The 16,851-nt window shown below is 60.5% G+C and carries 21 protein-coding genes; 20 read left to right on the forward strand and 1 reads right to left on the reverse strand.

What is annotated here, in order from left to right; translation table 11 throughout:
- Positions 1-242: 242 nt before the first annotated feature.
- The 20 genes from urtB to aidB all read left to right on the forward strand — a co-directional run bounded on the left by urtB (position 243) and on the right by aidB (position 16,053).
- Positions 243-1,856: an urea ABC transporter permease subunit UrtB gene (urtB, locus tag ACQZ5F_RS00865; RefSeq protein WP_448731035.1), complete on the forward strand. Its 1,614-nt coding sequence runs from the start codon at positions 243-245 to the stop codon at positions 1,854-1,856.
- Positions 1,853-3,028: an urea ABC transporter permease subunit UrtC gene (gene urtC / locus ACQZ5F_RS00870; protein ID WP_225339263.1), complete on the forward strand. Its 1,176-nt coding sequence runs from the start codon at positions 1,853-1,855 to the stop codon at positions 3,026-3,028. The genes urtB and urtC overlap by 4 nt, the downstream gene beginning before the upstream one ends.
- Positions 3,029-3,035: 7 nt before the next feature.
- The gene (gene urtD, locus ACQZ5F_RS00875) at positions 3,036-3,797 is read left to right on the forward strand and encodes an urea ABC transporter ATP-binding protein UrtD (protein WP_142168913.1); all 762 of its coding nucleotides are present in this window, start codon (positions 3,036-3,038) and stop codon (positions 3,795-3,797) included.
- 76 nt (positions 3,798-3,873) lie between these two features.
- Entirely contained in the window at positions 3,874-4,392 is a 519-nt protein-coding gene (locus ACQZ5F_RS00880; RefSeq protein ID WP_225339262.1) for a hypothetical protein, read from the forward strand.
- A 14-nt stretch (positions 4,393-4,406) separates the two neighbouring features.
- Positions 4,407-5,102: an urea ABC transporter ATP-binding subunit UrtE gene (gene urtE, locus ACQZ5F_RS00885; protein WP_225339261.1), complete on the forward strand. Its 696-nt coding sequence runs from the start codon at positions 4,407-4,409 to the stop codon at positions 5,100-5,102.
- Positions 5,103-5,356: 254 nt separating this feature from the next.
- Entirely contained in the window at positions 5,357-6,610 is a 1,254-nt protein-coding gene (locus ACQZ5F_RS00890) for a CE1 family esterase (protein ID WP_225339260.1), read from the forward strand.
- Positions 6,517-7,368 carry an urease accessory protein UreD gene (locus ACQZ5F_RS00895; RefSeq protein ID WP_046797814.1) on the forward strand — a complete coding sequence of 284 codons (852 nt, stop codon included), beginning with the start codon at positions 6,517-6,519 and terminating at the stop codon, positions 7,366-7,368. The genes ACQZ5F_RS00890 and ACQZ5F_RS00895 overlap by 94 nt, the downstream gene beginning before the upstream one ends.
- A 111-nt stretch (positions 7,369-7,479) precedes the next feature.
- Positions 7,480-7,782: an urease subunit gamma gene (locus tag ACQZ5F_RS00900; protein ID WP_006315002.1), complete on the forward strand. Its 303-nt coding sequence runs from the start codon at positions 7,480-7,482 to the stop codon at positions 7,780-7,782.
- 11 nt (positions 7,783-7,793) lie between these two features.
- Complete coding sequence (locus ACQZ5F_RS00905) at positions 7,794-8,051, forward strand: DUF1272 domain-containing protein (RefSeq protein WP_046797815.1); 258 nt, start codon at positions 7,794-7,796, stop codon at positions 8,049-8,051.
- A gap of 20 nt (positions 8,052-8,071) precedes the next feature.
- Entirely contained in the window at positions 8,072-8,377 is a 306-nt protein-coding gene (locus ACQZ5F_RS00910; RefSeq protein WP_137085124.1) for an urease subunit beta, read from the forward strand.
- A 1-nt stretch (position 8,378) separates the two neighbouring features.
- Positions 8,379-8,735 carry a GFA family protein gene (locus ACQZ5F_RS00915; RefSeq protein WP_046797817.1) on the forward strand — a complete coding sequence of 119 codons (357 nt, stop codon included), beginning with the start codon at positions 8,379-8,381 and terminating at the stop codon, positions 8,733-8,735.
- Positions 8,736-8,744: 9 nt separating this feature from the next.
- A complete protein-coding gene (locus ACQZ5F_RS00920; protein WP_137002528.1) occupies positions 8,745-9,158 on the forward strand; it encodes a lysozyme inhibitor LprI family protein in 414 nt (137 codons plus the stop codon).
- A gap of 5 nt (positions 9,159-9,163) precedes the next feature.
- The gene (locus ACQZ5F_RS00925) at positions 9,164-9,808 is read left to right on the forward strand and encodes a Urease operon accessory protein (protein ID WP_225339258.1); all 645 of its coding nucleotides are present in this window, start codon (positions 9,164-9,166) and stop codon (positions 9,806-9,808) included.
- Positions 9,809-9,812: 4 nt separating this feature from the next.
- Positions 9,813-11,522, forward strand: coding sequence for an urease subunit alpha (gene ureC, locus ACQZ5F_RS00930; protein WP_046797819.1), 1,710 nt, complete (start codon positions 9,813-9,815; stop codon positions 11,520-11,522).
- A gap of 9 nt (positions 11,523-11,531) precedes the next feature.
- Positions 11,532-12,203: a TIGR02117 family protein gene (locus ACQZ5F_RS00935; RefSeq protein WP_225339257.1), complete on the forward strand. Its 672-nt coding sequence runs from the start codon at positions 11,532-11,534 to the stop codon at positions 12,201-12,203.
- 153 nt (positions 12,204-12,356) lie between these two features.
- Positions 12,357-12,893, forward strand: coding sequence for a peroxiredoxin (locus ACQZ5F_RS00940; RefSeq protein ID WP_046797821.1), 537 nt, complete (start codon positions 12,357-12,359; stop codon positions 12,891-12,893).
- 297 nt (positions 12,894-13,190) lie between these two features.
- The gene (gene ureE, locus ACQZ5F_RS00945) at positions 13,191-13,676 is read left to right on the forward strand and encodes an urease accessory protein UreE (protein ID WP_052818209.1); all 486 of its coding nucleotides are present in this window, start codon (positions 13,191-13,193) and stop codon (positions 13,674-13,676) included.
- Between the two features lie 3 nt (positions 13,677-13,679).
- On the forward strand, positions 13,680-14,351 hold the full coding sequence (locus ACQZ5F_RS00950) for an urease accessory protein UreF (protein WP_225339256.1): 672 nt from the start codon (positions 13,680-13,682) through the stop codon (positions 14,349-14,351).
- A gap of 262 nt (positions 14,352-14,613) precedes the next feature.
- Positions 14,614-15,225: an urease accessory protein UreG gene (gene ureG, locus ACQZ5F_RS00955; RefSeq protein WP_046797824.1), complete on the forward strand. Its 612-nt coding sequence runs from the start codon at positions 14,614-14,616 to the stop codon at positions 15,223-15,225.
- Positions 15,226-15,228: 3 nt separating this feature from the next.
- Positions 15,229-16,053 carry an AidB family quorum-quenching N-acyl homoserine lactonase gene (aidB, locus tag ACQZ5F_RS00960; protein WP_225339255.1) on the forward strand — a complete coding sequence of 275 codons (825 nt, stop codon included), beginning with the start codon at positions 15,229-15,231 and terminating at the stop codon, positions 16,051-16,053.
- A 71-nt stretch (positions 16,054-16,124) separates the two neighbouring features.
- On the opposite strand, the gene ACQZ5F_RS00965 is transcribed toward aidB, so the two are convergent.
- A complete protein-coding gene (locus tag ACQZ5F_RS00965) occupies positions 16,125-16,814 on the reverse strand; it encodes a Crp/Fnr family transcriptional regulator (protein ID WP_046797826.1) in 690 nt (229 codons plus the stop codon).
- Between the last annotated feature and the right edge of the window lie 37 nt (positions 16,815-16,851).

Genomic DNA, 16,851 nt, shown 5'->3' on the forward strand with positions numbered 1-16,851 from the left:
TAGTTGAAAACTGAACAAGCGTGCCCCCCCTCTGCCCTGCCGGGCATCTCCCCCACAGGTGGGGAGATCGACTCGTGGCTAGGCCCCGCATTTCTCTTCGGTCGAGATAGAGCGATGCGAGCGCACCTTGCCGATCTCCCTCCTTGTGGGGGAGATGCCCGGCAGGGCAGAGGGGGGTAAACCGCATACTCAAGTGGCATTACCCAAAAACGCCCTGTCGTAAAACGCCCAAGGAACCCGACATGACGATCCGATCTTTTCTCGGAGCCATCTTCCTCTGGCTCACCCTGGGGATCGCAGCCCAATCCTTCGCGCAAAGCGAGCCGAAGGCGCTGATCGATGCGCTCGGCACGGCGGATTTCAAGCAGGCCGAAGTGCTGATCGGGCAGATTGCCGCCACGGGTGATGCGCGTGTCGTGCCGGCGCTCGAGGCTTTCGCATCAGGCGATCTTTACGTGCGCAAGACCGACAATCTGGTGTTCATGGCGACACCGGCAGGTTCCAATTTTACGCTGATCGATCCGCTGACGGGCGAAAGTGCGGGTGAAGCGCCGAAGGCGGCTGTCAGCAAGATCAAGGTCAACAATAATCTGCGTCGCGTCATCCGCGCCGCACTTGGCGGCCTGACCCTGCTCTGCGCGGAAAAATCCGTGCGGCTTTCTGCGGCCGATGCCGTTCTGAAAGCGCCGAGCGCGGAAAATCTCGAATTGCTGGAAGCGGCCATCGCCAAGGAGGCCGATAATGAGGTGCGGACCCGGATGGAGGAGGCGCGGGCTGTCTCGCTGCTCTCCTCCGAACGGTCGCTCGAACAGAAGAGGCAAGCGATCGCGACCATCAAGAAGCTCGGCGGGCGCGATGCCATCGGCATTCTCATGGCGGCGTCGGCCTCCGTGGATCAAAGCCTGAAACCCGATATAGACGAGGCCATTTCCAGCATCGAAAGCGCGCTTGCCTTCTGGGATTACGTGCAGAATGTCTGGTATGGCCTTTCACTCGGTTCCGTGCTGCTGCTCGCCGCCATCGGTCTTGCCATCACCTTCGGCGTCATGGGCATCATCAACATGGCCCATGGCGAAATGGTGATGATCGGCGCCTACTCCACCTTCATGGTGCAGGAGGTGATCCGCTCCAGCTTCCCCGGCCTGTTCGACTGGTCGCTCGCCATCGCTTTGCCCGTCGCCTTTCTGGTGACGGCCTTCGTCGGCCTCGTGATGGAGCGCGGCGTCATCCGCTTTCTTTACGGGCGGCCGCTCGAAACGCTTCTCGCCACCTGGGGCATCTCGCTCATCCTGCAACAGGGCGTGCGCTCCATCTTCGGCCCGACCAACCGGGAAGTCGGCAGCCCCGGCTGGATGTCCGGCTCCTTCAGCGTCGGTTATCTCAATTTCACCTGGAACCGGGTGTGGATCGTCTGTTTTTCGCTCTCGGTGTTCTTCGCGCTGCTGGTTCTCCTGAAGCGCTCCGCTTTCGGGTTGCAGATGCGCGCCGTGACGCAGAACCGCCGTATGGCCTCCTCCATGGGCATTCGCACGCCGTGGGTGGATGCTTTCACCTTCGCGCTCGGTTCAGGCGTTGCCGGTCTTGCCGGCGTGGCGCTGTCGCAGATCGACAATGTCTCGCCCAATCTGGGCCAGAGCTACATCATCGACAGTTTCATGGTGGTGGTGTTCGGCGGCGTCGGCAATCTCTGGGGAACGCTGGTGGGCGCCCTGTCTCTCGGCGTGCTCAACAAGTTCCTCGAGCCGACGGTCGGCGCCGTGCTCGGCAAGATCCTCGTGCTCGTTCTCATCATCCTGTTCATCCAGAAGCGGCCGCGCGGTCTCTTCGCACTCAAGGGAAGGGCGATCGAAGCATGATTACCGGCTTCCTCCTGCGCGCGCTCGACCGCCGCATTTCCATCGCCATCGGCATCATTCTCGCCATCGCCGTGCTTGTGCCTGCTTCCAACCTGCTGTTGCCTCAAGACAGCGCGTTCCGCATCCCGACCTACATCATGTCGATGCTGGGCAAATATCTGGCCTATGCGCTCCTGGCGCTGGCGCTTGATCTCGTCTGGGGTTATTGCGGCATCCTCTCGCTCGGCCATGCCGCCTTTTTCGCGCTCGGCGGTTACGCCATGGGCATGTATCTGATGCGGCAGATCGGCACGCGCGGGGTTTATGGCCATCCGGTGCTGCCTGATTTCATGGTCTTCCTCAACTGGAAGGAACTGCCGTGGTTCTGGCAGGGCTTCGACATGTTCTGGTTTGCGGCGCTGATGGTGCTGGTGGTGCCGGGCCTGCTCGCCTTCGTGTTCGGCTGGTTCGCCTTCCGCTCGCGCGTCAACGGCGTTTATCTCTCCATCATCACCCAGGCCATGACCTATGCCTTGCTGCTCGCCTTCTTCCGCAATGACATGGGTTTCGGCGGCAATAATGGCCTCACCGATTTCAAGGACATCCTCGGCTTTTCCGTGCAAGCGGATGGCACCCGCGCCGTGCTGTTTGCCACGACCGCGGTAATGCTGGCGCTCTCCCTGCTGATCGCGTCGGGCATCGTCAATTCCAAGTTCGGCAAGGTGCTGGTGGGCGTGCGCGATGCCGAAAGCCGGGTGCGTTTCCTCGGCTTCAGGGTGGAAAACATCAAGCTCTTCACCTTCGTCGTTTCGGCCATGATGGCGGGCATCGCCGGCGCGCTGTTCGTGCCGCAGGTGGGCATCATCAATCCCGGCGAATTTTCGCCCGCCAATTCCATCGAAGTGGTGGTGTGGACGGCGGTGGGCGGGCGCGGCACGCTGATCGGGCCGATCATCGGTGCGCTGCTCGTCAATGGCGGGAAAAGCTATTTCACCGGCGCTTTCCCCGAATTCTGGCTGTTTGCGCTGGGTGGCCTGTTCATCGCGGTGACGCTGTTCTTCCCGAAGGGCATCGTCGGCACCGTGCAGCATTATCTGGCCGGGCGGCGTGAAAAGCGGGTCGCGCTTGCGGCAGGCGACGCCCAGCCGGGCAATGACAGCGGCTCGACAGTGGCGCAACAGGCGGCGGAGTGAGGCGGATATGAACACGATTTCCGAAAACAGAACGAAAAGCCTGCTTTATCTCGACGGCGTCTCGGTGTCCTTCGATGGTTTCAGGGCGCTCAATTCCCTCTCCTTCGTGGTGGAGCCGGGCGAGCTTCGCGCCATTATCGGCCCGAACGGTGCTGGCAAGACGACGATGATGGATATCATCACCGGCAAGACGCGGCCGGATACCGGCACGGTGCTGTTCGAAGACAGCATCGACCTGACCAAGAAGGATGAGGCTGACATCGCCCAGCTCGGCATCGGGCGAAAATTCCAGAAGCCTACGGTGTTCGAAAGCCATACCGTCTGGGACAATCTGGAACTGGCGCTCAACCGCAAGCGCGGTGTTTTCGCGACGCTCTTCTACCGGCTGACGGAGGAAGACAAGGCGCGAATCGAGGAAATCCTCGCCACCGTGCGCCTTGGCCACCGCCGCGGCGATCTTGCCGCCAACCTCTCGCACGGCCAGAAACAATGGCTGGAAATCGGCATGCTCTTGGCGCAGGAGCCGAAGCTGCTTTTGGTGGATGAGCCGGTGGCGGGCATGACGGATGCGGAAACCGCCGAAACCGCCGTGCTTTTGAAGGAAATCGCCAAGACCCGTTCGGTGGTGGTGGTGGAGCATGACATGGGTTTCATCCGCGAGCTGGGGGTGAAGGTGACGTGCCTTGCCGAAGGCTCGGTGCTGGCCGAAGGGTCGATCGATTTCGTGTCCAGCGATCCGAAGGTGATCGAGAATTATCTGGGGCGATAGAAAGAACGGGCGTCTACTTGTGCCTGTAATAATAACCGGATTTAAGTTGAAAAATTTAAAATCTGGAGTTGATTGAATGGCGTTGATCGGAATTCTGGTTATGGCAATCGGCGGGGCGGCTGTCTGGTATTGGCGATTGAAGATGGTGCGTGAGGCGGGTAGCGAAATCATCGACACCGTCGAGAAAATGCGGGGCGCCTATAAGCGCAGGGCATTTCGGAAAAAGGCCGAAGTCGCACCAATCGCGTCCATTCGTGATCCTGCGATTGCTGCTGTGGCATTCTTCATGTGCCTGGCCAACGAAAAGCCGATGTATCTCGAAGCGGCAAAAAAAGTTGTCCGTGAAAAGATGAGAGACATTATTTCGCCGACGGATATGGAAGAAATTATCGTCTTCGGAGAATGGGCATCCAGAAATGTCGTCAATCCTGAAGACCCGATCCGCAGATTTCGCGATTTATGGGCGAATGCGCTCGATTTCGATGAAAGACGACAACTGATCGATATTGCCGAAGAGGTCAGCCAGGTCGGTGGTGACAAGACCAGCGAGCAGGAAAATGCCCTGCAGGCTTTGAGACGAACATTGCTGAATTAGAACAGGTGGATGAAATGCTGAACGTCGACAACATCAACCTCCATTACGGCGCAGCGCAGGCCCTGCGCGGCGTTTCGCTGACGGCGGAGATGGGCAAGATCACCTGTGTCCTCGGCCGCAACGGGGTGGGCAAAAGCTCGCTTCTGCGCGCCGTTACCGGCCAGCACGCCACCAGTGCCGGGACGATCAGCTTTGAAGGGGCGGCGCTGGATGGGATGGCGCCTTACCACCGGGCCAAGCGTGGTGTCGGTTACGTGCCGCAGGGGCGGGAAATCTTTCCGCTGCTCAGCGTTCAGGAGAATCTCGAAAGCGGTTATGCGCCGCTGCCGCGTAAGGAACGGTTCATCCCGGATGATATTTTCAGCCTGTTTCCGGTGCTGCAATCCATGCTGGGAAGACGCGGCGGCGATCTCTCCGGCGGCCAGCAGCAGCAGCTCGCCATCGGCCGGGCTTTGGTGACGCGGCCGAAGATCCTCGTGCTCGACGAGCCGACCGAGGGCATTCAGCCGTCGATCATCAAGGATATCGGCCGGGCGATCAAATATCTGCGCGATTCCACCGGCATGGCGATCCTGCTGGTCGAGCAATATCTGGATTTCTGCCGTGAGCTTGCCGATTACGTTTACATCATGGATCGCGGTGAGATCGTGCATGAGGGGCTGGCTGAAACGCTGGATACGCCGGAAGCGCGGCGTCATCTGACAGTATAAATCGAGACTAAAAATGCTTCGCGCCGATCACGGCGTGCAAACGGCCGATTAATATTTTGAAAGCCTATGCGCCTCTGCATGGCTTTTATGCGCAATTTTAGCATTTCGTTGAATAAAAGCCTGTGATATTGGCAGCGCAAATGCTGCATGCGAGACACAGGAAAAGTCTATTCGCACGCCGCGACAGTTGATCCCTTACATTCCATGCACCTCCGACGTATCGTCGGAGACATAGTGCCAATAAAGGCGTGTCAATGCATCAAGACTTTGCAACTGGCCGGGCTGCCCGGTTGTTCCGCTCCGCCCGCACCCTCGTTCTGGGCATTGCGATGTGCGCAAGCGCCGGTGCCGCGGCGTCGGCATCGACCTGCGGTCAGCTTCCCGGACCCGGCATGGAGCCAGGCCGGCATGATTTTTCCATTCTCTCTAACGGGCATAAACGCGACGGCGTCTATTTCGTTCCCTCCGCCTATGACGGAAAAAAGCCGTTGCCGGTGGTATTCGATTTCCATGGCTCCAACAGCAATCCGCACGGTCAGCTGAACCGCAGCGGCTGGGACAAGCTTGCCGAGCGTGATGGCCTGATGGTCGTGGCACTGGCTGGCAGTTTGAACGGCGAATTACCCGGCACCCATGCCTGGAACGTGCCGGGCGTTACCACGCGCCCCGGCGGACTGGATGAGGTCGGTTTCATTCGCAATGCGATTGACATGGTCAAGGGCAAATTCTGCGTGGATGAAGAGCGCTTTTACGGTTCCGGTTATTCCGGCGGCGGGCGCATGCTGTCGCAATTCATCTGCAATGGCAGCGCGGATTTCACCGCTGCCGGTTTCGTCGCTTCGCTGCGCGCGGGTTATCCGCTGGAGACCGAAGGCAAGTGGGGACCGGATGCGGCAAGCTGCGCACCGGCGCGGCCGATGTCGATCATCGCCTTTGCCGGGTTGAAGGATCCCGCCAACCCCTATCAGGGTGGTGGCAAATCCTATTGGCAATATGGCGGTGAGACGGCGCTGAAGCGCTGGGCCGAGATGGATGGTTGCAAGGGCGGCGCCAAAACCAAGCCGGGTGAGAGCTTCACCGTGAATTCCTATGATGTCTGCAAGGGCGGTGCGCGCATCCAGTCTTATGTCATCGAAAACTGGGACCATGCCTGGCCGCGCGCCGCCATGAAGGCGGAAGTGCTGGCCGCGAGCGCCGTCGTTACCCGCAAACCCGGCGGCGAACAGACGCCGAAGGCGGAACCCGCCGTGGAGCGCAAGATGCCCACAGGCGAAGTGACCCGCACGGTTGATGCGGCCGAAAGAATGTGGGACTTCTTCCGTAATACGGAAGGGCAGCTGGTGGTGGACGCCGTCGTCAAGAAGGATTGTGGCGCCAATGCCTCGTCCGCTTCCGCAACTACATCGGAGACCGCGTGCAGCAGCAACAGCAAGCCATCGGCACTTCCGGTTGCGAAGACGCTCAACCTGTCCGGCAGCAGCGCGCCCGTGGCAGAGGACGCATTGTAACCAAGGCGGTTGAAGGTCGCAGCCGGCTGGACGAGTTGTTTCAGGAAGGCTGCGCCAAAATCCGACTGCCGGATACGTTTTCGAACGAAGCCGAGGCCATTCTCATCAATTCTTCCGGCGGCTTGACCGGCGGAGACGAAATAGAGTGGCAGGCCACGGCCGGTGCCGGCACCTCGCTGGTGGTGACAACGCAGGCCTGCGAAAAGGTCTATAAGGCTTCGTCCGGAACTGCCACTGTGACTGCCCGCGTTTCCGCCGGGCCAGGCGCAAAATTGCACTGGCTGCCGCAGGAAACAATCCTCTTCGACCGGGCCTCCCTGACCCGCAGGCTGGAAGCCGATCTCGACGCAACTTCAGAATTCATCGCTGTCGAAGCCGTGCTGCTCGGGCGTCAGGCCATGGGCGAGGCGATGGCGCATGGTCTTTTTCGTGACCGCTGGCGCATTCGCCACGGGGGAAAGCTGGTGCATGCCGAAGAGCTTCTGCTTGAGGGTGAGGTGGCGGAGCTGACCGTAAGGCCGGCGGTTCTGGCCGGTCAGGTCGCCTTTGCGACGCTGCTTTATATCGGGCCTCTCTCCGAGGCGCTTCTGCCTAAAATCCGGGCTATTGCCGGTGAAAGCGGCGGCGCCAGCGAATGGCAGGGCAAGCTTGTCGTGCGCGTCTCTGCCGCCGATGGTTTCTCCCTCAGAAAATTGCTTTTTCCGATCATTTCGCTCTTGCGAAACGGCGCGCCAGTGCCGAAAGTCTGGAATCTGTAACCTCCGGATCGCCCGCGACAGGCGACCTTCCGGGGTCTGTCAAACAAGTCGGATCTGTTCCCCGAAACCCTCAGTGGTTTGCGGAGCAGGTGCGAAAGCTGCGGGACGACGATGAACCTTAGCCCAAGAGAAAAAGACAAGCTGCTGATTTCCATGGCCGCCATGGTGGCGCGCCGCCGGCTGGAGCGTGGCGTGAAGCTGAATTATCCGGAAGCGATTGCGCTGATTAGCGATTTCGTCGTCGAGGGCGCCCGTGACGGCCGCGCCGTTGCCGACCTGATGGAAGCTGGCGCGCATGTGATTTCCCGCGATCAGGTGATGGAAGGCATCGCCGAGATGATCCATGATGTGCAGGTGGAAGCGACGTTTCCGGATGGCACCAAGCTGGTGACCGTCCACGAACCGATCCGATAGAGGAGGGTGGCATGGCGCTGGAACTGAGGCCCAATTGCGAATGCTGCGACCGCGATCTTGCACCCGACAGCCGGGATGCAATGATCTGCTCGTTCGAGTGCACCTTCTGCGTTGATTGTGTGACGGATGTGCTTCAAGGCGCCTGCCCGAATTGCGGCGGTGAGCTGGTTCGCAGGCCGGTCCGCCCGACGGCAAAACTCGTCAACAATCCGGCGTCAACGACGCGCGTGCTGAAAGCCGAAGGCTGTCCGGCCGCGACCGCCGCCTGAAACAGATAAGGGAGAGCACCATGAAGCCAGGCGAAATCATTGCCGCAGAGGGCACCATCGAGCTCAATGCCGGCCAGCCGACGGTGACGATCGAGGTGGCCAATTCGGGCGACCGGCCGGTGCAGGTGGGCAGCCATTACCATTTCTTCGAGACCAATGCCGGGCTTATTTTCGAGCGCGACAGGGCGCGCGGCATGCGTCTCGATATTCCCGCAGGCACGGCGGTTCGTTTCGAACCCGGCCAGAAGCGGGAAGTGACGCTGGTGCCGCTTTCCGGCAAGCGTGAGGTTTACGGTTTTCGTCAACAGGTCATGGGGAGGTTATGAAATGGCCAGTGCGCATTATCATGGAAGCTGCCAATGCGGCGACGTCAGCTTCGAGGTCGATGCCGATCTCGATCACACCATTGTCTGCAATTGCTCACGCTGCAAGCGTCTGGGTTCCACGCTCGCCTTTGCGCCGCGCGAGAAATTCACCCTGCTTTCCGGCGAGGACAAACTGACGGAATACCTCTTCAACAAGCACCATATTCATCATCTTTTCTGCTCCACCTGCGGCATTGAGAGTTTCGCCTATGCCGATGGGCCGGATGGAACGCCGATGGTGGCGGTGAACGCCAATTGTCTCGATGGCGTCGATCCCCGGGCGCTGAAGCCGCAGGCTTTCGATGGCGCGGCGGCCTGAATGATGGGTATGAGCAGGAAGAACTTCGGTTTCGTGGCAGCCTTGCTGCTGACCGGCGGCTTGTCGCTGCCGGCGGCGGCGCAGGATGAGCCGGATTGCAAAGCGCCGGAAACGCAGACGGATATGACCATCTGCGCTGGCAAGGATTATGAAAAGGCCGACAAGCAGCTCAACGCCGAATACCAGAAGCTGCGCAAGGCGCTCACTGCGCGCGACAAGACGGCGGATGCGGACGGCAAGGGCGCGACCGAGGCGCTCGTGGCGGCCCAGCGTGCCTGGGTGGCGTTCCGCGATGCCAATTGTGCCCTTTCCGGCTTTCAGGCCCGCGGCGGCACGATGGAGCCGATGCTGATTTCGTCCTGCCTCGCTGAAATGAGCGGCAAGCGCGCTGAAGAACTGCGCCAGCTTGGCGAGGGTTTCTGAACGGCATGGGGCGGCGCATCACGATTGTCGGAAACGGGGAATTGCCGTTGGGTGCGGCTGATTTCATCGACCGTTCCGACATCGTCATCCGCTTTAATGACTGCCGGTCGCTGGGGCCTGGCGGCACGCGCACCGATGTGGTGGCTGTCTGCAACACGGGGCGGCCGGGCCGTGAGATGACGGAAGGCACCGACTGGTGCGACAGTGATGGGGTGCGGCAGGCTACCGCCATCTGGTCGGTGCGTGATCCGGCAAAATTTGCCGAAATGGAGCCGGATATTCGCCGGCGCTGGCCGGAACTGACCGATTTCTGCGCCGATTATACCGCCGCTTTCACTGCAATTGCGCGGGAAACCGGCAAGAGCCACATCGTCATTCCCCGCGGCGTGCATGACAGGCTGGATGTGGCGCTCGAAGCCTATACGCCCGCGCCCTATGTCTGCCCCAGCACCGGCCTTTTTGCCATCGCCCATGTTCTCGAGAGTGTGAGCGGCGATGGTGACGAGGTGGCGATTGCCGGTTTCGGTCATCAGGGCTGGAGCGGCCATCCATTTGCCGCCGAACAACAACTGGTCGAAGCCCTCACAAATGAGGGCCGGCTGACACGAATTTCTCCCACATCGATTTTCTCCGCGTCCGAAGGAGCCTGAGCCCATGCCTTACAAGATTTCCCGCGCCGCCTATGCCGGCATGTTCGGCCCGACCGTTGGCGACAAGGTGCGTCTTGCCGATACCGAACTCTTCATCGAGATCGAAAAGGACCACACGACCTATGGCGAGGAAGTGAAATTCGGCGGCGGCAAGGTCATTCGCGACGGCATGGGCCAGAGTCAGGCGACGCGGGCGCAAGGCGCTGTCGATACCGTTATCACCAATGTGGTGATCGTTGACCATAGCGGTATCTACAAGGCGGATGTGGGCCTGAAGAATGGCCGCATCCACGCCATCGGCAAGGCCGGCAACCCGGACACGCAGCCGGGCGTGACGATCATCGTCGGCCCTTCGACGGAGGCGATTGCCGGTGAAGGCAAGATCCTGACGGCCGGCGGCATGGATGCGCATATCCATTACATCTGCCCGCAGCAGATCGAGGAAGCGCTGATGAGCGGCGTGACCTGCATGCTGGGCGGCGGCTCCGGCCCGGCACATGGCACGCTTGCCACCACCTGCACCGGTGCATGGCATATCGAGCGGATGATCGAAAGCTTCGATGCCTTCCCGATGAATCTGGCGCTGGCCGGCAAGGGCAATGCCTCGCTGCCCGCGCCGCTGGAAGAGATGATCCTCGCCGGCGCCTCCTCGCTGAAGCTGCACGAAGACTGGGGCACGACGCCCGCCGCCATCGACAATTGCCTGACGGTTGCCGATGAATATGATGTGCAGGTGATGATCCACACCGACACGCTGAACGAGAGCGGCTTCGTGGAAGACACGGTCGCCGCCATAAGGGGCCGCACCATTCATGCCTTCCACACCGAAGGGGCGGGCGGCGGGCACGCGCCTGATATCATCAAGGTCTGCGGCAATCCCAACGTCATTCCGTCTTCCACCAACCCGACGCGGCCCTATACCGTCAATACGCTGGCCGAACATCTGGATATGCTGATGGTGTGCCACCACCTGTCGCCGTCCATTCCCGAAGATATCGCCTTCGCTGAAAGCCGCATCCGCAAGGAAACCATCGCGGCGGAGGATATTCTCCACGATATCGGCGCGTTTTCGATTATCTCGTCGGATAGCCAGGCCATGGGCCGTGTCGGCGAGGTGGCGATCCGCACCTGGCAGACCGCCGACAAGATGAAGCGCCAGCGCGGCCGCCTGAAGGAAGAGACCGGCGAAAACGACAATTTCCGTGTTCGCCGTTACATCGCCAAATATACGATCAACCCGGCCATCGCCCAGGGTGTCAGCCATGAGATCGGCTCCATCGAAGTCGGCAAACGTGCGGATCTGGTGTTGTGGAATCCGGCCTTTTTCGGCGTGAAGCCAGAGATGGTGCTACTCGGCGGCTCGATTGCCGCCGCCCCGATGGGTGATCCGAATGCCTCCATTCCCACGCCGCAGCCGATGCATTACCGGCCGATGTTTGCCGCCTATGGCAAGCTGCGTACCAATTCCTCGGTCACTTTCGTCTCGCAGGCGTCGCTGGATGCCGGCCTTGCCCAGCGCCTTGGCGTCGCCAAGACGCTGCTGCCGGTGAAGAATGTGCGCGGCGGCATCTCCAAGGCGTCGATGATCCACAATTCGCTCACCCCGCATATCGAGGTCGATCCGGAAACCTATGAGGTGCGGGCGGATGGCGAACTTTTGACCTGCGAACCGGCCACCGTGCTGCCGATGGCGCAGCGTTATTTCCTGTTTTAACGGCGTTTCGTGTTGAGATTTATCACAAAGTGGATCGGCGGCGGCGTGCTGCTGATTGTCCTGTTTCTTGTGCTCGGCACCCTCGTGCCGCGCCCCTTTTTCGCTGACAATGCAGACGGCGGCGCGAAGGATCGCGAGATTCTGCTATTGTCCAATCCGATCCACACCGATATCGCCCTGCCGGTCGATGACGATCTGCGGCGGGTGTTCTCCGAATTGCAGGAGGACGGTATTGCCGTCAATCATCCCGCAGCTGCCTATCTGGTGTTTGGCTGGGGTGGACGGTCGTTTTATATAGAGACACCCACCTGGGCCGATCTGAAACCGATGCCGGTGCTGCGCTCGTTCACGCTTGACCGATCGGTGGTGCATGTGGACGTGACGGGAGACTTTCCCGCCGATATGGCCGGAGTGAAACGGCTTCGTATTTCAGAAGCAGGCTATCAGCGTCTTCTCGCCGGTATCAGGGCAAGTTTTGTCAGAAATGACGGCAAGGTCCAGCTTGTCCCCGGCGCCGCCTATGGTCTGACGGACGCGTTTTTCGAGGCGAATGGCTGGTTTAATGCGCTGGCCGGCTGCAACACGTGGTCGGCCGCCATGTTGCGCGAGGCCGGTATTCGAACAGGCTGGTGGACGCCCTTGCCGCCGCTTTTGCGCTGGTCGGTCGATCTCCACAATTGATCCTCTGCCGATGCGGCATTTCGTACATTCGATGACTTGAATCCGATTTTTATGCTGCACCGCAGCGCATCTTGCGCTATGGAAACGGCAAAAGAATTCCGTGCGGATTGATCCCAAGCGATCCGCGTAAAACACCTGATCAGGAGAAAAGCCATGCTCGGCAAAAAAGTGCCCGCCGTAACTTTCCGCACGCGCGTTCGTGACGAGGCCGTTGGCGGCCCCAACCCGTTCCGCTGGCAGGACATGACCTCCGATGATTATTTCAAGGGCAAGAAGGTCGTTCTGTTTTCGCTGCCGGGCGCCTTCACGCCGACCTGCTCGACCTATCAGCTTCCCGATTTCGAAAAGCTGGCTGGCGAATTCCGCGCGCTCGGCGTGGATGAAATCTATTGCCTGTCGGTCAACGATGCCTTCGTCATGAATGCCTGGGCAAAGGGCCAGAACCTCGAAAACGTCAAGGTCATTCCGGATGGTTCGGGCGAGTTCACCCGCAAGATGGGCATGCTGGTCGCCAAGGACAATCTTGGTTTCGGCATGCGCTCCTGGCGTTACGCCGCCGTCATCAATGACGGTCTGGTGGAGCAGTGGTTCGAGGAAGAGGGCTATCAGGATAATTGCGAATCCGACCCTTACGGCGTTTCCGCGCCGCAGAACATTCTGGAAAACCTGAAAAGCCGCGCTGCGGCCTGATTTTGGTTTTGTGAAGGCCCGGCACCGATGCCGTGTCTTCGGGTGCCGACAGCAGGCGAAAACCTCTCCTCCGTCATCCTCGCCCTTGAGGCGAGGATCCATAAACGCCTGACGGGTGGATCCTCGGGTCAAGCCCGAGGATATGACGGCGAAAGTGGAGAGAGGTTTGCACTTGGCCCGGCTGTGATGCCGGGCTTTGTCATTCTGGTGGCCATGTGCCCTGAAATCGCGCCTTGAAATCCCCCAGCCTATCCGGCAAAAATCAGATCCCCAAGACAGTTTTCGAACGGATCATCCATGCTGCGCGTTACCTCTTACCATCCTGCCGGAACCCCTGGCGACGAGCCTTCCGGTTATGTCACGCTGGCGCATGACCAGCGGCATCTGCGCCGCAAGCTGCTGCATCTGCAAAATGACGAGATGGTGATGCTCGACCTGAAGGAAGCCGTGCTGTTTGCCCATGGCGACCTTCTGGTGGTGGAAAACGGCGATCTGATCGAGGTTCGGGCCGCGGCTGAAAAGCTGTTTGAAATCACGCCGAAGGATCGGCTTCACCTGATCGAGCTTGCCTGGCATCTGGGCAATCGGCATCTTTCGGCACAGATCGAAGAAGAGCGCATTCTCATCCTGCGCGACCACGTCATCCGCGCCATGCTCGAAGGTCTCGGCGCCACGGTGCGCGAGGTGGAGGAACCTTTCCAGCCGGCTCGCGGCGCGTATCACGCCCATGGCGGCCATTCCCATAGTCACGGGCATGATCACCACCATCATGATCACGGTTGATCCGTGAGCGACGATCGCGGCGTTGCCGCGTTGCTGCGGCTGATGGCCTGGCTGTCGCCGGCCTTTCCGGTTGGCGGTTTTTCCTATTCCGGCGGGCTTGAAAAGGCGGTTGAGGATGGGCGTGTGCCTGATGCAGCCGGTCTTCTTGGCTGGGTGGAGACGCTTCTGCGCCACGGCAGCCTTTGGAACGACGCGGTGTTTCTGGCGGAAGGCTGGCGCAGGGGCAGCGATGCCGCCGCCCTGAATGAAACGGCCACTCTGGCGCGGGCGCTGGCTGGCGCAGCGGAACGATATCGCGAAACGATACTTCTGGGTGATGCCTTCGTCGCCGCCGCGGGCGCATGGCCGCATGCGGTTCTGGAACTGTTGCCGGAGGAATGTCCATATCCTGTCGCCGTCGGGGCCGTGGCCGCCGCGCATGGAGTGCCGCTCAGGGAAACACTTGCCGCTTTCGCACATGCCGGCGTCTCGCAAATGGTTTCGGCCGGCATCCGCCTTGGCGTGGCAGGCCAGAAGGATGGTGTCGTCATTCTGGCAGCAAGCGAAGCGGTGATTGAGGAGATGGCTGCGCGGGCTGCGCAATCCACGCTCGATGACCTCGGCAGCGCGACGATCATCGCCGATACGGCCGCGATGCGCCACGAGGTGCAGGGCACGCGGCTTTTCCGCTCTTGAAAGTTACAGCATCGATGGAGCGAGCGCATGCCGTCTGTTTCTTCTCCCCGAAGGGGAGAAGGTCGCGGCAGCGGGATGAGGGGGCGAGCTCCCCGAAATCCGGCAACGTTCCCCCCCTCATCCGACCCTTCGGGCCACCTTCTCCCCTTCGGGGAGAAGAAACAAGCGGCACGATCCTTGCATATCTTGAAGCGTCCCGCTGAGGGACTATTGTGAGAAAATAGCAAAGCATAGTGAAGGAAACACAGTCGTGAAATCGGGCATGAAATCGGGCAATGGCCCGTTGCGTGTTGGCATTGGCGGGCCGGTTGGTTCGGGCAAGACGGCGCTGACGGAAAAGCTCTGCAAGGCGATGAGCGCCGATTATTCCGTCGCCGTCGTTACCAACGATATCTATACGAAAGAGGATGCCGAGGCGCTGGTGCGCATGCAGGCGCTGCCGTCGGAGCGTATTGTCGGTGTGGAGACGGGCGGTTGCCCGCATACCGCTATCCGCGAGGATGCGACGATCAATCTGCAGGCGATTGCCGGGCTTAATGCGCGCTTTCCCGATCTGGATGTCGTCTTCATCGAATCCGGTGGCGACAATCTCGCCGCGACCTTTTCGCCCGATCTTGCCGATATCACCATCTATGTGATCTCCGTCTGTCAGGGTGAGGAAATTCCGCGCAAGGGCGGGCCAGGCATCACCCGCTCCGATCTGCTGGTCATCAACAAGAAGGATCTCGCACCTTACGTCGGGGCCGATCTGACCGTAATGGATAATGATGCGACCCGCATGCGCAATGCCATGCCCTTCGTCTTCACCGATATGAAGCGGGGCGATGGGGTGGAGCATATCGTCGGCTTCCTGAAAGAGCAGGGCGGTCTCTGAGCCATGAATACGCCTCTTCGTTTCGGCCCCTATGCCGTGTCCCGTTTTGTCGACGGCGTCTACAAGGCGCCGGTCGGCCATCTCATCCATCGGCAGGGCGAGATTGCGCTGGCCGCGGTTCTTGCCGGGCTTGAAGGCGAGACGGTGGATGTGGATGTCAATTGTTTCGCGCTCTCCGGGCCTGATGGCATCTGGCTGATCGATGCCGGTTGCGGCACCGCCTGGGGTGCGGCCTATGGCCATGCCCGCGCGGCGATGATCACCGCCGGTATTCAGCCGGCCGATGTGACGCGTGTCATCCTCACCCATATTCACGGCGACCATGCGCTTGGCCTCATTGATGGCGACCGGCCTTATTTTCCCAATGCGGAAATATGGGTGCCGGAGGCCGATCTTGGCTTTTTCTCCAGTGCGGATGCCCGCAAGACCCTGCCGCCTGCCCGGCAGGGCGGTTTCGATCTCGCCGCCCGGCTGCTCGATATCTGTGGTGCCATGCTGCGGCCGATCCCCATGGGAACGGTTGCCGACGATATCGAGGCGATCGCCATGCCCGGCCACACGCCGGGGCATGCCGGCTATCTCATCGGCAGCGGTGATAACCGGCTGTTATTGTGGGGTGATGTGCTGCATGTGAGTGGATTGCAGGCTGACGATCCTGAAATCGCTTTCGTTTACGATATCGATTCCGAACTTGCCTATGCCACCCGTCTTTCGGCGCTGGCCGAGGCGGCCGATCACGGCTGGCTGGTGTCCGGTGGCCATCTTGGCGGCTTTTTCCATATTGAACGGCAGGGCGACGCCTTCCGCTTCGTGCCGCAGCCGGGTTGATCTGACCTTTCCGGAACGGCGAAAGGCGGGCTGCCGGCTGGCATCCCGCCCTTCTTCCTCTCCCGCTGTCTTCAGATCTGCTTCAATGCGGCGACGTCATTGACCTGCACGATGCGGCCACGCACGGTGACGCCTGATTTTTTCAGCGCCGAGAAGGCGCGTGACAGGGCTTCCGGCGCAAGGCCGAGCTTGCCGGCAAGCAGGCTTTTCTGGAACGGCAGCCGCAGCGAAAAGGATGTCGCATCACGCGGGCCCTGATTGATGAGATAATGGGCGACGCGTTGTGGCGCGGTCTGCAGCCGATCGTTGGCGATGCAATCCATGGTGCCAAGCAGGCTGTTGGAAAGGCAGCGCATGACGGCTTTGGCGATTGCCGGTTCCTGATCGATCAACGCCCGGATTTTCGCGAGCTCGAAACGCGCCACGGTGCAGCTTTCCGCCGCTTGCGCGCTGTAGCGATAGGTGTCGCTGCCGAAAATCAGGCATTCGTTGAAGGTATCGCCCGGACCGCTGACGCGCACATCCGCCTCGCGCCCATGCCTGTCCAGCCGGTAAAGCCTGATATAACCCGACAGAACGCAATAAAAATGCTGCGCCGCTTCGCCTTCCTTGAAGAGCACATGGCGGGCGTTGACATTGATGATGGTCGCCGCCTCCATCAGCTTCAACGCCACTGCGTCATCCGCTATCCCGATCAAGGGCGCGCGCAGCAGAATGTTCCTGTCCCTGTTGCTCAGCTTCACGGTCTTGTTCACGTCCATCCGGCTCCCGCTCAAACCTTTTGCCGGGCTGTCCGAA

It is taken from the genome of Agrobacterium sp. 22-210-1 (assembly GCF_053522525.1).